Annotated in this window: 17 protein-coding genes and 1 pseudogene; 17 read left to right on the forward strand and 1 reads right to left on the reverse strand. The window is 55.5% G+C overall.

What is annotated here, in order from left to right; translation table 11 throughout:
* Window positions 1–83: 83 nt before the first annotated feature.
* From ADICEAN_RS08620 to arr, 4 genes are all read left to right on the forward strand, one after another.
* Complete coding sequence (locus ADICEAN_RS08620; RefSeq protein WP_009195190.1) at window positions 84–638, forward strand: GtrA family protein; 555 nt, start codon at window positions 84–86, stop codon at window positions 636–638.
* Between the two features lie 182 nt (window positions 639–820).
* The gene (locus ADICEAN_RS08625; RefSeq protein WP_009195191.1) at window positions 821–2,590 is read left to right on the forward strand and encodes a chloride channel protein; all 1,770 of its coding nucleotides are present in this window, start codon (window positions 821–823) and stop codon (window positions 2,588–2,590) included.
* A gap of 149 nt (window positions 2,591–2,739) precedes the next feature.
* Window positions 2,740–4,938, forward strand: coding sequence for a B12-binding domain-containing radical SAM protein (locus tag ADICEAN_RS08630; RefSeq protein WP_009195192.1), 2,199 nt, complete (start codon window positions 2,740–2,742; stop codon window positions 4,936–4,938).
* 119 nt (window positions 4,939–5,057) lie between these two features.
* Window positions 5,058–5,510 (forward strand): NAD(+)--rifampin ADP-ribosyltransferase, encoded by a 453-nt coding sequence (gene arr / locus ADICEAN_RS08635; RefSeq protein WP_009195193.1) that lies wholly within the window; start codon window positions 5,058–5,060, stop codon window positions 5,508–5,510.
* A 663-nt stretch (window positions 5,511–6,173) separates the two neighbouring features.
* On the opposite strand, the gene ypfJ is transcribed toward arr, so the two are convergent.
* Window positions 6,174–7,022, reverse strand: coding sequence for a KPN_02809 family neutral zinc metallopeptidase (gene ypfJ / locus ADICEAN_RS08640; protein ID WP_040396574.1), 849 nt, complete (start codon window positions 7,020–7,022; stop codon window positions 6,174–6,176).
* 317 nt (window positions 7,023–7,339) lie between these two features.
* On the opposite strand from ypfJ, the gene ADICEAN_RS08645 reads away from it, so the two are divergent.
* From ADICEAN_RS08645 to ADICEAN_RS08705, 13 genes and pseudogenes are all read left to right on the forward strand, one after another.
* On the forward strand, window positions 7,340–7,747 hold the full coding sequence (locus ADICEAN_RS08645; protein ID WP_009195197.1) for a hypothetical protein: 408 nt from the start codon (window positions 7,340–7,342) through the stop codon (window positions 7,745–7,747).
* 47 nt (window positions 7,748–7,794) lie between these two features.
* Complete coding sequence (locus tag ADICEAN_RS08650) at window positions 7,795–8,268, forward strand: DUF1801 domain-containing protein (protein ID WP_009195198.1); 474 nt, start codon at window positions 7,795–7,797, stop codon at window positions 8,266–8,268.
* A gap of 94 nt (window positions 8,269–8,362) precedes the next feature.
* Window positions 8,363–8,824, forward strand: coding sequence for a GNAT family N-acetyltransferase (locus ADICEAN_RS08655; RefSeq protein ID WP_009195199.1), 462 nt, complete (start codon window positions 8,363–8,365; stop codon window positions 8,822–8,824).
* Between the two features lie 22 nt (window positions 8,825–8,846).
* Window positions 8,847–9,746: an ABC transporter ATP-binding protein gene (locus ADICEAN_RS08660; RefSeq protein WP_009195200.1), complete on the forward strand. Its 900-nt coding sequence runs from the start codon at window positions 8,847–8,849 to the stop codon at window positions 9,744–9,746.
* A 38-nt stretch (window positions 9,747–9,784) separates the two neighbouring features.
* Window positions 9,785–10,540 (forward strand): annotated as a pseudogene (locus ADICEAN_RS08665) (ABC transporter permease); the annotation flags it as partial.
* 167 nt (window positions 10,541–10,707) lie between these two features.
* Entirely contained in the window at window positions 10,708–11,136 is a 429-nt protein-coding gene (locus tag ADICEAN_RS08670) for a DoxX family protein (RefSeq protein WP_009195202.1), read from the forward strand.
* A gap of 61 nt (window positions 11,137–11,197) precedes the next feature.
* The gene (locus ADICEAN_RS08675) at window positions 11,198–11,620 is read left to right on the forward strand and encodes a DUF1801 domain-containing protein (RefSeq protein ID WP_009195203.1); all 423 of its coding nucleotides are present in this window, start codon (window positions 11,198–11,200) and stop codon (window positions 11,618–11,620) included.
* Window positions 11,621–11,972: 352 nt separating this feature from the next.
* Complete coding sequence (locus tag ADICEAN_RS08680) at window positions 11,973–12,371, forward strand: VOC family protein (RefSeq protein WP_009195204.1); 399 nt, start codon at window positions 11,973–11,975, stop codon at window positions 12,369–12,371.
* A 51-nt stretch (window positions 12,372–12,422) separates the two neighbouring features.
* Window positions 12,423–12,953, forward strand: coding sequence for a dihydrofolate reductase family protein (locus ADICEAN_RS08685; RefSeq protein ID WP_009195205.1), 531 nt, complete (start codon window positions 12,423–12,425; stop codon window positions 12,951–12,953).
* 2 nt (window positions 12,954–12,955) lie between these two features.
* The gene (locus ADICEAN_RS08690; protein ID WP_152426362.1) at window positions 12,956–13,264 is read left to right on the forward strand and encodes a hypothetical protein; all 309 of its coding nucleotides are present in this window, start codon (window positions 12,956–12,958) and stop codon (window positions 13,262–13,264) included.
* 126 nt (window positions 13,265–13,390) lie between these two features.
* On the forward strand, window positions 13,391–13,600 hold the full coding sequence (locus ADICEAN_RS08695) for an alkylphosphonate utilization protein (RefSeq protein ID WP_009195207.1): 210 nt from the start codon (window positions 13,391–13,393) through the stop codon (window positions 13,598–13,600).
* Between the two features lie 39 nt (window positions 13,601–13,639).
* Window positions 13,640–14,185, forward strand: a complete 546-nt coding sequence (locus ADICEAN_RS08700) for a GNAT family N-acetyltransferase (RefSeq protein ID WP_009195208.1) — start codon at window positions 13,640–13,642, stop codon at window positions 14,183–14,185.
* A gap of 576 nt (window positions 14,186–14,761) precedes the next feature.
* A partial coding sequence (locus ADICEAN_RS08705; protein ID WP_449384784.1) for an RNA polymerase sigma factor occupies window positions 14,762–15,053 on the forward strand: 292 nt, incomplete at its 3' end.

Raw genomic sequence — 15,053 nt, forward strand, 5'->3', positions numbered from 1 at the left:
TTCTGGCATGAGTTAGTATGGTGACATTGAGAAGAACTGTAGAACGACTGATCGATCCGTTTTATCCGATTTTTAAGCGTTTCATGGACATACAGACCTACCGCTACCTGGCATGCGGCGGGATCAATGTGGCCATGGATATTCTCATGTTCTTCATTGCCTACCATTACATAGTACAGAAGCAGATCATTCACCTGCCTTTTGGCCTGGCGGTAAGTCCTTACATTGCCGCCTTTATCATTTCGTTTTGCATCTGTTTCCCACTGGCTTTTTTGCTCATGCGGCATGTGGCCTTTCCGCACTCGGCCCTGGCCGGACGCACCCAGCTGATCCGCTATTTTTCGGTGGTAATGCTCAACCTGGGGCTGCATTATGTACTTCTGAAGCTGTTTGTTGAAACGTTTGCCTTTTATCCCACCCCGGCCAAAGTGGTGGTTACGGGCATTGGCATTGTGGTGAGCTACCTGCTGCAGAAACACTATTCCTTTAAACAGGTAGCGCCTCCCCCGGCACCCCCTGTGGCTACACCCACGCCGAAAAGCACTAAAAAACCGCTCAAAAGGTGCGCCCGCTTCAGACTTATAGCCCCCTTGGCAAGGACTAGCGCCCTACCCCACGCCCGGGCACTGCTGGTATAAACTGTCTGATGCCTGGGGTAAGCAGCAGGGCCATCTGTGCTTTCCTGACAAGGAGATCCCCCAACAGACTATAATCTGCCCCCTTAACGGTGGGTATACAGCATTATCTGCAGGATGAGAGGGGCTGATTGGGGAAAATTGCTACCTTAGGGTATGCTGTGCCCATTGGCATCAGGCACATTATGACCAGACCCAACAAAATACAACTGGCTTTTCTGCGCTGGCGAAAAAAGCAATCCAACAACCGGATCATGCCGTTTGTGCTTAGTGTGGTCGTGGGCCTGATCGTAGGGCTGTCGGCCATCCTCATCAAGACCATCATTCACTATTTTGAGATCTACGCCGTATACTTTGCCCCCTCGCTGCTTTATTTTCTGCTGCCGCTCATCGGCTTTCTACTGGTAACATTCCTGAACCGCACCGCCTTTACCAGCACGGCCTATTTTAGTGGCACCAAGCATGTGGTAGAGGCCATTGAGCAGCACTCCTCGGTGATCCGTTTCCGGCTCATCTATTCCAAATTTATTACTACGGGCCTCACCATTGGCTTTGGGGGCAGCTCGGGCGTAGAGGCCGCCATTATCACCAGCGGCTCAGCTGTGGGCTCCAATGTAGGGCGCTTTCTGGGCCTGGGCTACCGGCTGCGTACGCTGCTGATCGGTTGCGGGGTAGCGGCGGGCATCTCGGCTGTCTACAATGCCCCCATGGGAGGCTTTATCTTTGCGCTGGAAACCATTCTGCCTGAATTCACCCCCACGCTGCTCATACCGCTGCTGGTATCGGCGGCTACCGGCAAGATCCTCTTTGAGTTTATCATGGGCGAGCAGCTGCGCTTTGGTGTTCCCCTTGCCGATTTCTCCTATGAGCAGATTCCCCTGATCATCGGGCTGGGGGTGCTGGGTATGTTCATGTCGGTGTACCTGCTCAAAACCTATCGCTACTGCAGTGAGCTGTTTGCGCGCATTCGCAGCCCCTATGTGCGGGCGCTGGTGGGCGGCCTGGTGTTGGGCTCCATCATTTACCTGCTGCCCCCTATGTACGGCGAGGGCTATGTAAGCATCAACGCCCTGCTCAATGGCGAAGAAGCCTCCCTTTTCCAGAACTCCCCCCTGGCGCTGCTGCCCCGCTCGGCCTGGTTCAGCCTGCTATTTTTTTTTCTGGTGGCGCTGGCCAAGCCTGTCAGTACAGGCATCTGCGTGAATTCAGGCGGCGAGGGTGGCTACTTTGCGCCTTCGCTCATTACCGGCGGGCTTCTGGGCTATTTCTACTTCAAGGTGGTGATGCTGCTCTTTCCCTTCCTGGACCTGAATCCGGCCACCTACATTTTTCTGGGCATGGCCTCGGTCTTTGCCTGCATCATGAATGCACCGGTTACAGCCATCTTTTTGGTGGCCGAGATCACCCAAAGCTACCAGCTCTTTGTCCCCCTGATGCTGGTGTGCGCCGTCTCCTACTTTTTGAAGTATTACAAGGAAAACCTCAGCCAGGGGGTTACCCAGCCCAGCTACCGGGCCAGTGCCAAACGGGTAGACCGCATTTTGCTTAACCAGTTGACGGTGCGGCAGCTCACCGAGTCCGATGGCCTGCCGGTACAGGAGGAGGCCACCTTCCGGCAGATCCTGGAGGCTTTTTCCCGCACCAACCGGGATATTCTGCAGGTGCAGAATGCGCAGGGACAGCTGGTGGGGGTGATCACCCTCAACGATATTCGGGCCAGGCTCAGCGACACCACCCGCTATGATAGCCTGCTGGCCCGGGACCTGATGCATGCCCCCGATGTGGTAGTGGACATCAACGAGCCGGCCTCGGAGGTGCTGGCCAAGTTTGATAAGCTGGAGCGCTGGTACCTGCCCGTGATGCGCGATGACAAGATCATTGGATTTATCTCCAAAAGTGACTTGCTAAGCCAGTACCGCACCGAGCTGACACGGGTAAACCGCTTTTTCCGCTAGGGCCAGCTTTGATACATCCTCCAAGGTTTTGAAAGCCCTGGAGGATTGGGCGGCTGCTATTCACTACCTGCTACCCCCTCCATTAGCATTCCCTGAACTTTCCGCTTACTTTTGCCCGTTACAGCACTAGCAAAAACCCGAGTACCCCCTTGCGCCAGAAACTGCTCCTGATCACCCCCCCTTTTACCCAGCTGAATACCCCCTATCCGGCCACTGCCTACCTAAAGGGCTTCCTCAATACCAAAGGGGTGCCCAGCTATCAGGCCGATCTGGGCATAGAGGTGATTCTGGAGATCTTCTCATCCAGGGGGTTGAAAGGAGTATTTGCCGAGATCGAAGCCAGAAACCTCACCCTATCAGAAAATGCCCGGCGTATTCTGGCCCTGAAGCGGGACTACCTCAAGACCATTGACCAGGTGATGGTGTACCTGCAGGATGGCAACCCCACCCTTGGCCATGTTATCTGCGAAGGCACCTACCTGCCCGAGGCCAGCCGCTTTGCCCAGCTCGATGATCTGGAGTGGGCCTTTGGCAGCATGGGCACCCGCGACAAAGCCCGCCACCTGGCTACTCTCTACCTGGAAGACCTCTCCGACCTGATCGTAGAGGCCCTGGACCCCCACTTTGGCTTTAGCCGATATGCCGAACGCCTGGGCCGCTCAGCCAATTCTTTTGATGAACTGCAGGGCGAACTGCAAAAACCCGACAGCTATATTGATGGCATTACCCTGCGCCTGCTGCAGCAACGAGTGGAGCGGGAAAAACCCACGCTGGTTGCCCTGTCCATTCCCTTTCCCGGCAACCTCTACAGTGGGCTTAAGTGCGGGCAGTGGCTCAGGCTTAATCACCCCCACATCAAAATTGTGATGGGTGGCGGCTTTGCCAATACCGAGCTGCGCTCCCTCTCCGATGCCCGGGTGTTCGATTATCTGGATTTTATTTGCCTGGACGATGGCGAAGCGCCCATCTATCACCTGATCGAACATCTGGAGGGGCAGCGCCCCCTTTCGCAACTCAAGCGCACCTTTGCCCTTACAGTGGGAAAGGTCGTGTACCACAATGGTAGCCCTGAGCGGGACTACCCCCAGCGGGAGGTTGGCACGCCCGACTATTCTGATTTTCCGCTGCACCGCTACCTCTCGGTGATTGAGATTGCCAACCCCATGCACCGCCTCTGGAGCGATGGGCGTTGGAACAAGCTTACGCTTGCCCACGGCTGCTACTGGGGCAAGTGCACCTTCTGTGATATTTCGCTGGACTACATCAAGCGCTACGAACCCATGACGGCCGCCCTGCTCTGCGACCGCATGGAGGAGATCATTGCCCAGACGGGCCAGAACGGCTTTCATTTTGTGGACGAGGCTGCTCCCCCGGCCCTTTTGCGGGAGCTGGCCCTGGAGATCCTGCGCCGGGAGCTGACGGTGGTCTGGTGGACCAACATCCGCTTTGAAAAGAGCTTTACCGCCGATCTGTGCCGCCTGCTGAAGGAATCGGGCTGCATTGCCATATCCGGCGGGCTGGAGGTGGCCTCCGACCGTCTGCTGGCCCTTATTAAGAAGGGGGTCACCATTGCGCAGGTGGCAAAGGTCTGCGAAAACCTGACGGGCGCCGGCATTATGGTGCATGCCTACCTGATGTACGGATTTCCAACCCAGACCGCACAGGAAACCATTGATTCGCTGGAGGTGGTGCGCCAGCTCTTTGAGCAGGGCATTGTGCAGTCGGGCTTCTGGCACCAGTTTGCCATGACGGCTCACAGCCCCATTGGCCTCAACCCGGCCCTCTTTGGCGCCATAAAAGTAACCGAAGCGGTGGGCACCTTCGCCAACAACGACATTTACCACCTGGACCCAAGCGGGGCCGATCATGAGCTCTTCAGCGAGGGCCTCAAAAAGGCGCTCTTTAACTACATGCACGGCCTTTGCTTTGATTTTCCGCTGCAAAAGTGGTTTTCCTTTAAAGTGCCCCGCAGCACGGTAGCCCCTGCCCTTATCCAGCAGCTGCTGGCCCTGGAAGAAGCCACTCCCCTGAAGCCTACCTCCAAGATCATCTGGCTGGGCAACCAGCCGCAGGTGCGCTACAGCAGCAAAAAGAAAAAGGGAAAAGAAGTAGCGGTGGCCGAGTTGCGCTTTGCCAACAAAAAGCACGAATTGCAGCTTACCCTCCGCCAGGACTGGGGCGACTGGCTGCTGGCCCTCCTGCCTCAGCTCACACCGGATGCCCCCACCGTCTGGACCTATCAGCAGTTGCAGGAAAGCTTTTCCGAGCACCAGCTTGGCCCCTGGGAGCATTTCTGGCACAGCCAGCAGGCGCAGGATCTGCGGGAGAGTGGGTTGCTGGTGCTGTAGGAGTGGCCAAAGCAATTGTTTGATGCTACAAAAATCACCCAACAGCGTCTTCTAGCCATTCGGCCGTTGCATCCTTCCGCCTAGATGTGTAGCTTCATATAGCAAACAACCCCATCGGTATGAAGAAACCTAAGGCCGAAAACCAAGTCCAGGGGCCGGCGGCCAGCCCGTTTGCCCAGACCTATTTTCATGGCAGCAGGGCCGACTTAAAGATTGGCGATCAGATCAAAGCCGGGTATATTTCAAACTACGGTCAAAGAAAAAATGCACCTTATATTTTTCTAACAGCCACACTGGATGCGGCCATCTGGGGTGCCGAACTGGCTGCGGGTAGTGGACGGGAACGAATCTACCTGGTAGAGCCAACCGGTCCGATCGAAGACGATCCTGACCTGACCGATAAACGCTTTCCGGGCAATCCGACAAAATCGTATCGATCCACCCATCCTTTTAAGGTGGTAGGGGAAGTGACCCTCTGGCAGGGCCACCCCATCGAACAGGTGCAGGCGATGAAGGATCATCTGGCACGCCTGAACGAACAGGGGATCAATTCGATGAATGATTCCCCGTAGGGGCAGACCTATGTGTCTGCCCCTACCTAGGTCTGGGCAGACACACAGGTCTGCCCCTACGCTGAATGCATGAAATAGACACATCCGAGAATTTTTTTGCGGGCTGTTATTGTTAGGGAATTCAATCGCTCCAATAACAGCCTATGGCCTACAATCCCCAGATCCACCACCGCCGATCCATTCGGTTAAAGGGCTATGATTACAGCAAGGCTGGTTTGTATTTTATTACCATCTGCGTGCAGGACCGGCTGTGTCTGTTTGGTGAGATTGAGCAGTCTGGGCAGACACACAGGTCTGGGCAGACCTGTATGTCTGCCCAAACCCAAATGATTGCTCCACCCCATCACCCCTTCACCAGATAGTACAATGGTTTAAAACCATGACCACCAATGACTACATCCGCGGGGTGAAACAAGAGGGATGGCCCCCCTTTCGGGGAAGATTGTGGCAACGTAATTATTGGGAACACATCATCCGCAGCGAGCAATCCTACCTAACCATCGCCAGGTATGTTGCCGATAATCCCCATCGCTGGTATGCTGATCAGTTACATCCGCAAGGTCAACCCACCCCCTGATAAGCGCTTCTGTCAGCAATTGTCAGCTGCCGGCAGGGGCATAGCATGCTATCCATTGGTAAAGAACACAGGCCTGCTACAGGCGGCTACAGATTTGGTGTATTAAACGTATCCCCTTCTTCAAACCGGCCCGATTCAAAGCCCTTGCGGAACCAGCGAACGCGCTGGGCAGACGTACCGTGGGTAAAGGATTCGGGCACTACATAGCCCTGCGACTGCTGCTGCAGACGGTCGTCGCCAATGGCATTGGCCGCCCCAAGGGCTTCCTCAATATCACCCTCCTGCAGAATATTGAACTTATCCTGGGCATGATGCGCCCAGAGGCCGGCAAAAAAATCTGCCTGCAGCTCCAGCCGGACCGATAACTGGTTATACTCCTCCTGTGAAATACGGCCCCGCTGCGCCTGCACCTGATCGGAGATGCCCAGTAGGTTCTGCACATGGTGGCCCACCTCATGGGCAATCACATAGGCCATGGCAAAATCGCCGGGCGCTCGCAATTGGCGCAGCTGGTTATAAAAGCTCAGATCGATGTATACCTGCCGATCGAGCGGACAGTAAAAGGGACCCGTAGCCGCGCTGGCCGAGCCGCAGGCCGATTGTACCGCCTGGGTAAACACCACCAGGGTAGGCTCCTGATAGGTGGCATTTCGTTCCCGGAAAATCTCATGCCAAACTTCCTCGGTATCGGCCAGCGTTACGGTTACCAGCTCGTAGAGTTCCTGCTCTTCAGCGGTAGGCTCGTAGGTGCCAGAGCTATTGTACTGGCCCTGCTGCCCTCCCTGATCCTGCAGTGCCCCGGGATCTCCCCCCATCAGAAGGTAGATTACCAACATGATAACCCCGCCTATGCCGCCCCCAACGGCTATCTTGCCCCCGGACATGCCTCTGCGGTCATCTACATTTGTACTGGATCTTCGGCCTTTGTATCTCATGGTAGTAAAATATGAGTATAAACTACTAATCCCCGGTCGAATGTTTCAGCACTGATTCTCAAATAGCATACTTGTACGTACACTGACTGGCATCTTGCAGAGGAGGAGAATTCCGCACATAGCAAATGTACAACTGCGAACCAACCATGGGGATGCCCTTGCTTTCCTGAGCGCAGGCAGGCATGGATGCTCCATGCATCAGCACACACCTGAGAATGCCTCTGCTCCAACATGCCTTTCTACAGAAATGATTGAGATTTTTTGTTACCTTGTCTGCGGTGTCCTGAAAGACACTGCTAAATCCTTTCAGCCCGGCCATGACAACAAAAATTCTGATGACCCTCTGTGCCCTATGCCTGATGGCTGGCGGCGTACTTCTCTCCTTTCTCCCAGATGAAGTGCTGGCGGTTGCCGGGCTGGAAACTGCCCCACCCTACCCCCTGCTGCTGCAACTGCTGGGTGCCCTCTACTTTGGCTTTGGCATGCTCAACTGGATGAGCAAAGGCGGACGCATAGGCGGCATTTACAACCGCCCCATTGCCGTTGCCAACTTCAGCCACTTTATGATCGGGGCGCTGGCACTGGTCAAAGTCCTGTGGGCAGGCACCAGTGCGCATCCCCTGTTCTGGGGGCTGACCGGCCTGTATGGACTCTTTGCTCTGAGCTATGGTGTGCTGCTCTTCCGCCACCCCCTTCCGGCCCAACAAGATGCGGTCCGGGCCTGAACCGCCGCCCCAACTCCTGGCCTTTAACCTCAACCTCCTACCCCCTTATGCACCTTACCGCCCTATCGCCAGCCGAGTACATAAGCAGTCTGCCCGCAGACCGTCAGGCGCCCATGCAGCAATTGCGCAGCACCTTGCAGCAGCACCTGCCCCCGGGTTTTGAAGAATGCATCAACTATGGCATGATCGCTTATGTAGTGCCCCACAGCCGCTACCCGGCCGGCTACCACTGCGATCCCAAACTACCGCTGCCCTTTATCAGCATAGCCTCGCAGAAGAACTTCATCGCCCTGTACCACATGGGCCTCTATGCCGATCCGCAGCTGCTGAGCTGGTTTACGGCAACCTATCCCCTGCACAGCAACCATAAGCTGGACATGGGCAAGAGCTGCATCCGCTTTAAGAAACCCGATCGGATTCCCTATGCGCTGATCGGTGAGCTGGCAGAGAAGCTACATCCGCAGCAATGGATTGCCCTTTACGAAAAGGAGCTGAAGCGCAAGCCGCTGCCGAATAGGTAACCGCTTTCCTGCTCCTGATATACGGTTTCTTCCCTGCTATTCTGGCACATTTGTCAAAGAGCTGAGCAGTTTAACCCCTTTAAGGAATACGCCTATGAACCGCATTATCAAACGAGTAGGCCCTCAGGAAATAGAGGAGTTTACAGCCCTGATCAAGCTGTTTGAAGAGGTGTTTGAGTTGCCCCCGCTTCCCCTGCCAGCGACTTCCTACCTGCAGCAGCTCCTGCTACAGGAGAGTTTTCATGTGTTTGTGGCAATGGAAGGGAGCGAGGTGATTGGTGGACTCACCGCCTTTACGCTACCGCAATACCACAGCACGGCCCCCTTGCTCTACGTCTACGACCTGGCCGTAGCACCCAGCAGGCAGCGGCAGGGCATTGGCCGGGAACTGATGGCCACAGCCATTGCCTACGCCAGAGAAAAAGGTATGGAAGAAGTATTTGTACAGGCAGAAGAGGAAGATCTGCATGCCCTGGATTTCTACCGGGCTACGGATGCACAGGGCCAGCGCATTTTCCATTTCACCTATCCCCTTCTTTCTACAAAAGGGACCTAACCATCCTATTTCAAGCATCCTGATGGATATTATCAGCACCTATAGGCTATGCAAATCATTTGGCAGTACCACGGCCAGCGATGCTGTTTCCCTTCAGGTACAGGAGGGAGAGATCTGGGGATTTCTGGGCCTGAACGGCGCAGGCAAAACCACGCTCATCCGCATGCTGCTGGGCATGATCCGGCCCGATAGCGGAAACATCCGGCTATTTGGCCAGGAGCTGAACACCGGCTTCAATCAGTGGAACGACATTGGCTACCTGGTGGAGACCCCCTTTGCCTATCCTGAGCTTACCGTAGCTGAGAACTTAAAGATCTACTACAAGTTGCGACAGTTAAAGCAGCCCGCCCTGATCGATGAGGTGATTGACCGCTTAAAACTTAGCCCCTACCGGACCAAAAAAGCCAAAGTGCTTTCCATGGGCAACCAGCAACGGCTGGGCCTGGCCAAAGCGCTGCTGCACAAGCCCCGGCTGCTGATCCTGGACGAACCCATCAACGGCCTGGACCCCGAAGGCATCGTAGAAGTGCGTGCCCTGCTGAACGAGCTGGCAGCCGGCGGCACCACGGTGTTCCTGTCCAGCCACATTCTGGGTGAGATTGCCAAAATAGCCAACCGCATTGGCATTATTCACCAGGGCAGGCTTGTCACCGAACTGAGCACGGCCGAGCTGGCCCAACGGCTGCAGAAAAAAGTGGTGGTTCAGACCCGGGATGGCGCTGCGACACTTGCCCTGCTGGCTACCCACTACACAGCAGCCGTTGCCGGCCCTGACAATACCGTTGAGATCAGCAATCCCCAGGCCCTGCAGCAGCCCGAGCAGCTGGCCAGCCTGCTGGTACGGGAAGGCTTGCCGCCCCGGCAGCTGCAGCTGGTTACCGAAGACCTGGAACATTTCTTTTTACGCACCATCCGCTCCTAACCCCCTATGGCAGGCTTTTCAATGCCCTTTCGGCAGAACTCCTCAAGCTTAGGCGCTCCCCCATAGTGTGGGCCAGCTTTGTTGCCTTTTCGCTGGCGCCGCTCATGGGTGCGGTGTTTATGCTCATGCTTAAAAATCCGGATGCCATGGCAAAAGAGGGAGCCCTCAGCGCAAAAGCACAGCTCATGGGCATGGTGGCCAGCTGGGATGCGTACGCCACCATCCTTACCCAGGCGATTGGTGTAGGGGGTATTCTGCTCTTTGGCTTTGTGGCCAGCTGGCTATTTGGCCGGGAATACTCGGAAGGAACAGCCAAGGACCTGCTGGCGCTGCCGACCTCCCGCACCCGCATCCTCAATGCCAAGTTCTGCCTCTATCTGCTTTGGTGCTGTGCGCTGGCCCTCTCCAACCTGCTGCTGGGCGGCCTGATCAGCCTGCTGCTCGACCTGCCAGCCCCCACTGGATCGGGCCTGCATGCACAGTTGTGGGTGTATGGGGTTACCAGCCTGCTTACCCTTTTGCTGGGTACCCCCCTTGCGGTTTTTGCGCTCTGGGGCAAGAGCTACCTGGCGCCCCTGGGGGTGGTAGCCCTTACGCTGGTATTTTCCCAGGTGATTGCCTCGGCCGGCTGGGGCTATTACTTTCCCTGGGCAGTGCCCGGGCTCTATAGCGGGGCCGGCGGTGAGTATAAGGCACAGCTTGATATCTGGAGCTACCTCATTCTCCTGCTTATGAGTGGGGCCGGTTATCTGGCCACCGTCACCTACTGGAAACGGGCCGACCAATCGAAATAATGGAGTAGCTGCTTGTAGAAAAGAAGCCATTCACTGCTTGAAGACCAAGTCTAAAAGCACTTCAACGAGCTTGTCGCAATTACCCCTTTAGGATGGCAGATTCACACCCCTTTTGCCTTCTCCGCTTGCCCTATCTTTGCTATATCGCAATCCAAACCATACCCCCTATGAAATCTGCAACGAGTATCAAAACCATCTATTGGATCAGCACCGGGATCATCGTGCTGTTTGAAGGGGTAATGCCCGCCCTCACCTCACATACCGAGCTGGCCGTAGAAGGCATTCGCCACCTGGGCTATCCCGATTATTTCAGGGTGTTGCTCACCCTCTTTAAAGTGGCTGGCGCCCTGGTACTGCTGCTTCCCTTCCTGCGCGGTACTATAAAGGAATGGGCCTATGCCGGTTTTACCTTTACCATGCTTTCAGCTTTTATGAGCCACTGGGCGGTAGACGGGCTGCAGATACAAACCTTCTTTCCCCTGCTGGTTTGGGCCATCCTGCTCACCTCATACCGCTGTTACCATAAGATGGAAAAACTGCAGATAATACTACATCCAGCACCTGCTCCTGTAGCGAATACGTCCAGCCTGACTTAACCGATCTGATGCCTGCAGTGCCAGGCATCACCCCTTCTTAGTCGTTAAAAAACATTTCCCAATGGCCTTTCAAAAAGCATCACAAGAGAGCGGCCCACTGGCAGTCCGCCACTTCTTAGACAAACTGGAGCACCCCCTCAAACAGGAAATAGAAGTTGTCAGGGCCCTTATTCTTGCAGCCAAGCCCGAGCTGAATGAGCACATCAAATGGAATGCGCCCAGCTTTTGCCTGCAGCAGGAAGATCGCATTACCTTCAACCTCAAGAGCAGGGACTCCATCCGATTGATCTTCCATAGGGGTGCAAAAGCTAAAGCACCTTTGGGCAAGGGCTACCTGATCGAAGATGCCAGTGGCCTGCTGGACTGGGCTGCTCCAGACAGAGCCATTGCAACATTTACAGGCATGGCCGATGTTGAAGCTAAAAAAGCAGCCCTTGCTGATGTTGTGAAGGCCTGGCTCGCCAAAGCCGGCGAAGAGAGCTAAGCCCCGTCAGGGGGTACCCACCGACTGTAGGCCTGGTGCTGTGCAGCAGCTTTTGTATTTTGAAGGCTGATACGGCCAGATTTTCCCGCATTCCGGGCTTTCATAGCACCATGGATGCCTATGGCCAGTCGGATAGCTCCCTGACCGATACTGCGCTGAACTGTGGCTTTTACAAGCAGTCACATCTTATGTACGATTTCCGGAAATTCTCCGGCCATTTGCCTAGGTTCTTCTTTTCCAGCAAGGCATCTGCCACAAGCTGGCGGGACTTTAAGGCCGGTTTTTTCCACTTTGGGGGTACTTGCTCCGGCTATCTTTGCTATATTACTACACCAAAAACCCCTTCACTACTATGGAAATTCCAAGCGGCCATCAGACCGTTATGCCTTACTTAATAATTGCAGGAGCAGCCGGCTTTATTGCCTTTTGCCAGAAGGTATTTCATGCAAGGCTTACCGCTCACCACCTGCAGGAGGGTAGCGACAGGGTACAACATGCCGAGCTGCAGCTGGGCAACAGTACGCTGATGCTAAGCGATGCCAGTGAGCAGTGGAAACCGCAAACGGCCAATCTGTTTGTATATGTAGCCGATGCAGATGCCACCCACCGGCAGGCACTCAAACAGGGCGCCACCACGCTGATGGAGCTCAGCAACAAGGACTATGGCCGCACCTGCGGCGTAACCGACCCCTACGGAAATGTGTGGTGGATTACCGCCATCCTCAAACAACACCTCCAGCCCCGGTCCTGAGGACCTGGCCGAGGGAATATCCCCTATAGCACCTATCCTTTCACCCACCCTATGAGCAGAACCGTAACCCTCTATATCGCCATGAGCCTGGATGGCTACATTGCTACAGAAGATGACAACCTGGATTTTCTAAGCCAGGTAGAGCGCCCGGGCGAAGATTACGGGCATAGCGATTTTCTGAAGAACATCGATACGGTGATCTGGGGCCGGCGCACCTTCGATATTGTACTGGGCTTTGGCAAGGGGGTGCCCTATGCTGATAAAGCAGTCTATGTAATCTCCAAAAGCCGAACAGGCACCGAAGCCCATGCCCGCTACCATGCTGATGTGGTAGCCCTGATCCGCCAGCTGAAGCAGCAGCCGGGCAAGGGTATTTACTGCGATGGGGGTGGGCAGATCGTCCTTGAGCTGCTGCGCCACCGGCTAATTGACCGTATCATTGTATCGGTAATTCCGCAGCTGCTGGGCAGCGGCATCCGGCTATTTCGGGAAGGGGCGCCGGAGCAGGAGATTGCATTCAAACAAAGCATCACGTACCCTACGGGACTGGTTCAGCTTTGGTACGATGTCAAACACGCATGAGCATGCGCCTACTTCCCATATTAATGCTGCTACTGACAGGCTGTAGCGCTGAGCAGGATATCCAGGCCTGGGGCCGGCAGTACCGCCAGCAACAGGACTATCAGAGCCTGAAGCAGGTAGTAGCCCGCTTTCCGGCAGGGGCCGATACAGCCTATCTCAGCCGGCTGCTGGGCGATCCCATCAATATGGGATTTGATTACCACTATCTGGTGGATTCCACCGGCCCAGATGGCTGCCCGGTGGGCGCTGTTTTTCACATAAGCCCGGAGGGGACCATTGACCACTGGTGGCTTGACCAGATCTGTGAATAAGTCCTGCCGCTACTGCCCGGGCAAAGAGGAGCGAAGGCGCAATTGGCAAAGCCGATTTTTAACCCGACCTTTGGCCGGCTGTACCCCGTGTGCAGCACCCCCTTCCTTTCTCAATAACGTTAGAAAATGGACGTAAAAGACAGCAACGGCAACCTGCTTCAGGACGGCGATTCGGTACATGTAACCAAAGACCTGAAAGTAAAAGGCATGTCTGCCACCCTCAAGCGCGGTGTAGTGATCAAAAATATTCGCCTGACCGACAGCCCCCAGGAAGTGGAGTGCCGCATTGGCAAAAGCTCTGTAGTGCTGCGTACCGAATTCCTGAAGAAGGCCTGACCTATCCCCTTCCCGGTCACAACCCACATTCCTGCTACTATGAAGGTTATTCTGGAAACCGAGCGCCTGCTGTTGCGCCAGATGAGCCTGGCCGATGCCCCCTTTATGCTGGCCCTGCTCAATACACCCGGCTGGCTGCAGCACATTGGCGACCGGGCTGTAAAAACGGTGGCCCAGGCCGAACAGTACCTGCTCAACGGTATTCTGAAAAGCTATCAGGAGCAGGGCTTTGGCTTCTGGCTGGTGGAGTTGAAGGAAAGCAGGCAGCCGGTAGGCATAGCTGGGCTCATCAGGCGGGAGGGCATGCCCGATGTAGACCTGGGCTATGCCCTGCTGCCCCAATTTGAAGGCCGGGGCTATGCGCTGGAAAGTGCCTCCGCCACCTTAACCTATGCCCGTCAGGTGCTGGGCCTGGGCCGCATCCTTGCCATCACCAGCCAGCAAAATGAGGGCTCCATTCGCCTGCTGGAGAAGATAGGGTTCCGCCGGCAGGGCAGCATCTGCCTGCCCGGCAGTTCGGAAGAATTGTTCCTCTTTGAAGCTGCAGGCGAATGGAGCACACCTAGCGCCACCCAACAGCCGTAAACACCCGCAGACTGCTAATGCACCAGCCTCTCTCGCTGGGAGCTCTCCTTCTCAAAGGCACAACCAGCACTGCTCCAAAAGCAGTAGCTCCCAAAATGCAAATCCCACTCCGGGGGGCGTACAAACCTAAACAAGGTAGAGCTGCCGCTATTGGGGGGGGGTAGTGCAGATCTGCACCCTCTTCCCCTGGATAGACCCTCCTGTAATACCAAATTAACTCTAAATTCACCTGTATCTCCAGGGTCTGTGGTGCGGCCGGCCAGGCTCACAGACCTGGGACACGATTCGTTACATCAGTATAAAAATACTCGCTTACCCCCTTCCTTAATTCACTGGCCCATAGGAGTGGCTAAACAGCCCTATGCAGGAGTGGCCGGAGCCCAACTTTCCCCACAAAAAAATAAATCTTGCCTTAAAAGGTGATATCTTATCCGTATAGGGCACATATGGCTAAAGACCCCTACTATGGATGCAGTACCTTACCTCCCCCCTCCTCAGGCCGCTCTGCAGCGGGAAAAGCGCTTTGAGGAACTATACGAACAGGCCTTTCCGCTCACTGCCCGTTTTGTGAGCCGCATGGGCGGTTCCCTGCAGGATGCCAAAGACATCTTTCAGGATGCCCTGTTGTGCTACTTTGAAAAGGAAACCGAGGCGGATCTTCAGCTGCGCAGCGCCCCGGCAGCCTACCTGCTGGGCATTGCCAAACACCTCTGGAACCGCAGGCAACGTAAGGCCAGCCGGCTGGTCCCCCTATCGGAACTGGAGCCGCTGCTGGCACCCCCTCCGGAGCAGGAACCGGATGTAAACAGCCGGCGCCTNCTGGCCTATCTGGAGGGCAGCGGCCGCAAGTGCCTGGACCTGCTGCGGG

The sequence above is a fragment of the Cesiribacter andamanensis AMV16 genome (assembly GCF_000348925.1).
GTDB classification, from domain to species: domain Bacteria; phylum Bacteroidota; class Bacteroidia; order Cytophagales; family Cyclobacteriaceae; genus Cesiribacter; species Cesiribacter andamanensis.

What these genes read in the sequence shown, in the direction of transcription:
- ADICEAN_RS08620 (WP_009195190.1), top strand. Translation starts at nt 84, where the DNA reads ATGGACATACAGACCTACCGCTACCTGGCATGCGGCGGGATCAATGTG.
- ADICEAN_RS08645 (WP_009195197.1), top strand. Translation starts at nt 7,340, where the DNA reads ATGACAACAAAAATTCTGATGACCCTCTGTGCCCTATGCCTGATGGCT.
- ADICEAN_RS08695 (WP_009195207.1), top strand. Translation starts at nt 13,391, where the DNA reads ATGGACGTAAAAGACAGCAACGGCAACCTGCTTCAGGACGGCGATTCG.
- ADICEAN_RS08685 (WP_009195205.1), top strand. Translation starts at nt 12,423, where the DNA reads ATGAGCAGAACCGTAACCCTCTATATCGCCATGAGCCTGGATGGCTAC.
- ADICEAN_RS08670 (WP_009195202.1), top strand. Translation starts at nt 10,708, where the DNA reads ATGAAATCTGCAACGAGTATCAAAACCATCTATTGGATCAGCACCGGG.
- ypfJ (WP_040396574.1), bottom strand. Translation starts at nt 7,022, where the DNA reads ATGAGATACAAAGGCCGAAGATCCAGTACAAATGTAGATGACCGCAGA.
- ADICEAN_RS08655 (WP_009195199.1), top strand. Translation starts at nt 8,363, where the DNA reads ATGAACCGCATTATCAAACGAGTAGGCCCTCAGGAAATAGAGGAGTTT.
- arr (WP_009195193.1), top strand. Translation starts at nt 5,058, where the DNA reads ATGAAGAAACCTAAGGCCGAAAACCAAGTCCAGGGGCCGGCGGCCAGC.
- ADICEAN_RS08650 (WP_009195198.1), top strand. Translation starts at nt 7,795, where the DNA reads ATGCACCTTACCGCCCTATCGCCAGCCGAGTACATAAGCAGTCTGCCC.
- ADICEAN_RS08675 (WP_009195203.1), top strand. Translation starts at nt 11,198, where the DNA reads ATGGCCTTTCAAAAAGCATCACAAGAGAGCGGCCCACTGGCAGTCCGC.
- ADICEAN_RS08680 (WP_009195204.1), top strand. Translation starts at nt 11,973, where the DNA reads ATGGAAATTCCAAGCGGCCATCAGACCGTTATGCCTTACTTAATAATT.
- ADICEAN_RS08660 (WP_009195200.1), top strand. Translation starts at nt 8,847, where the DNA reads ATGGATATTATCAGCACCTATAGGCTATGCAAATCATTTGGCAGTACC.
- ADICEAN_RS08700 (WP_009195208.1), top strand. Translation starts at nt 13,640, where the DNA reads ATGAAGGTTATTCTGGAAACCGAGCGCCTGCTGTTGCGCCAGATGAGC.
- ADICEAN_RS08625 (WP_009195191.1), top strand. Translation starts at nt 821, where the DNA reads ATGACCAGACCCAACAAAATACAACTGGCTTTTCTGCGCTGGCGAAAA.
- ADICEAN_RS08690 (WP_152426362.1), top strand. Translation starts at nt 12,956, where the DNA reads ATGCGCCTACTTCCCATATTAATGCTGCTACTGACAGGCTGTAGCGCT.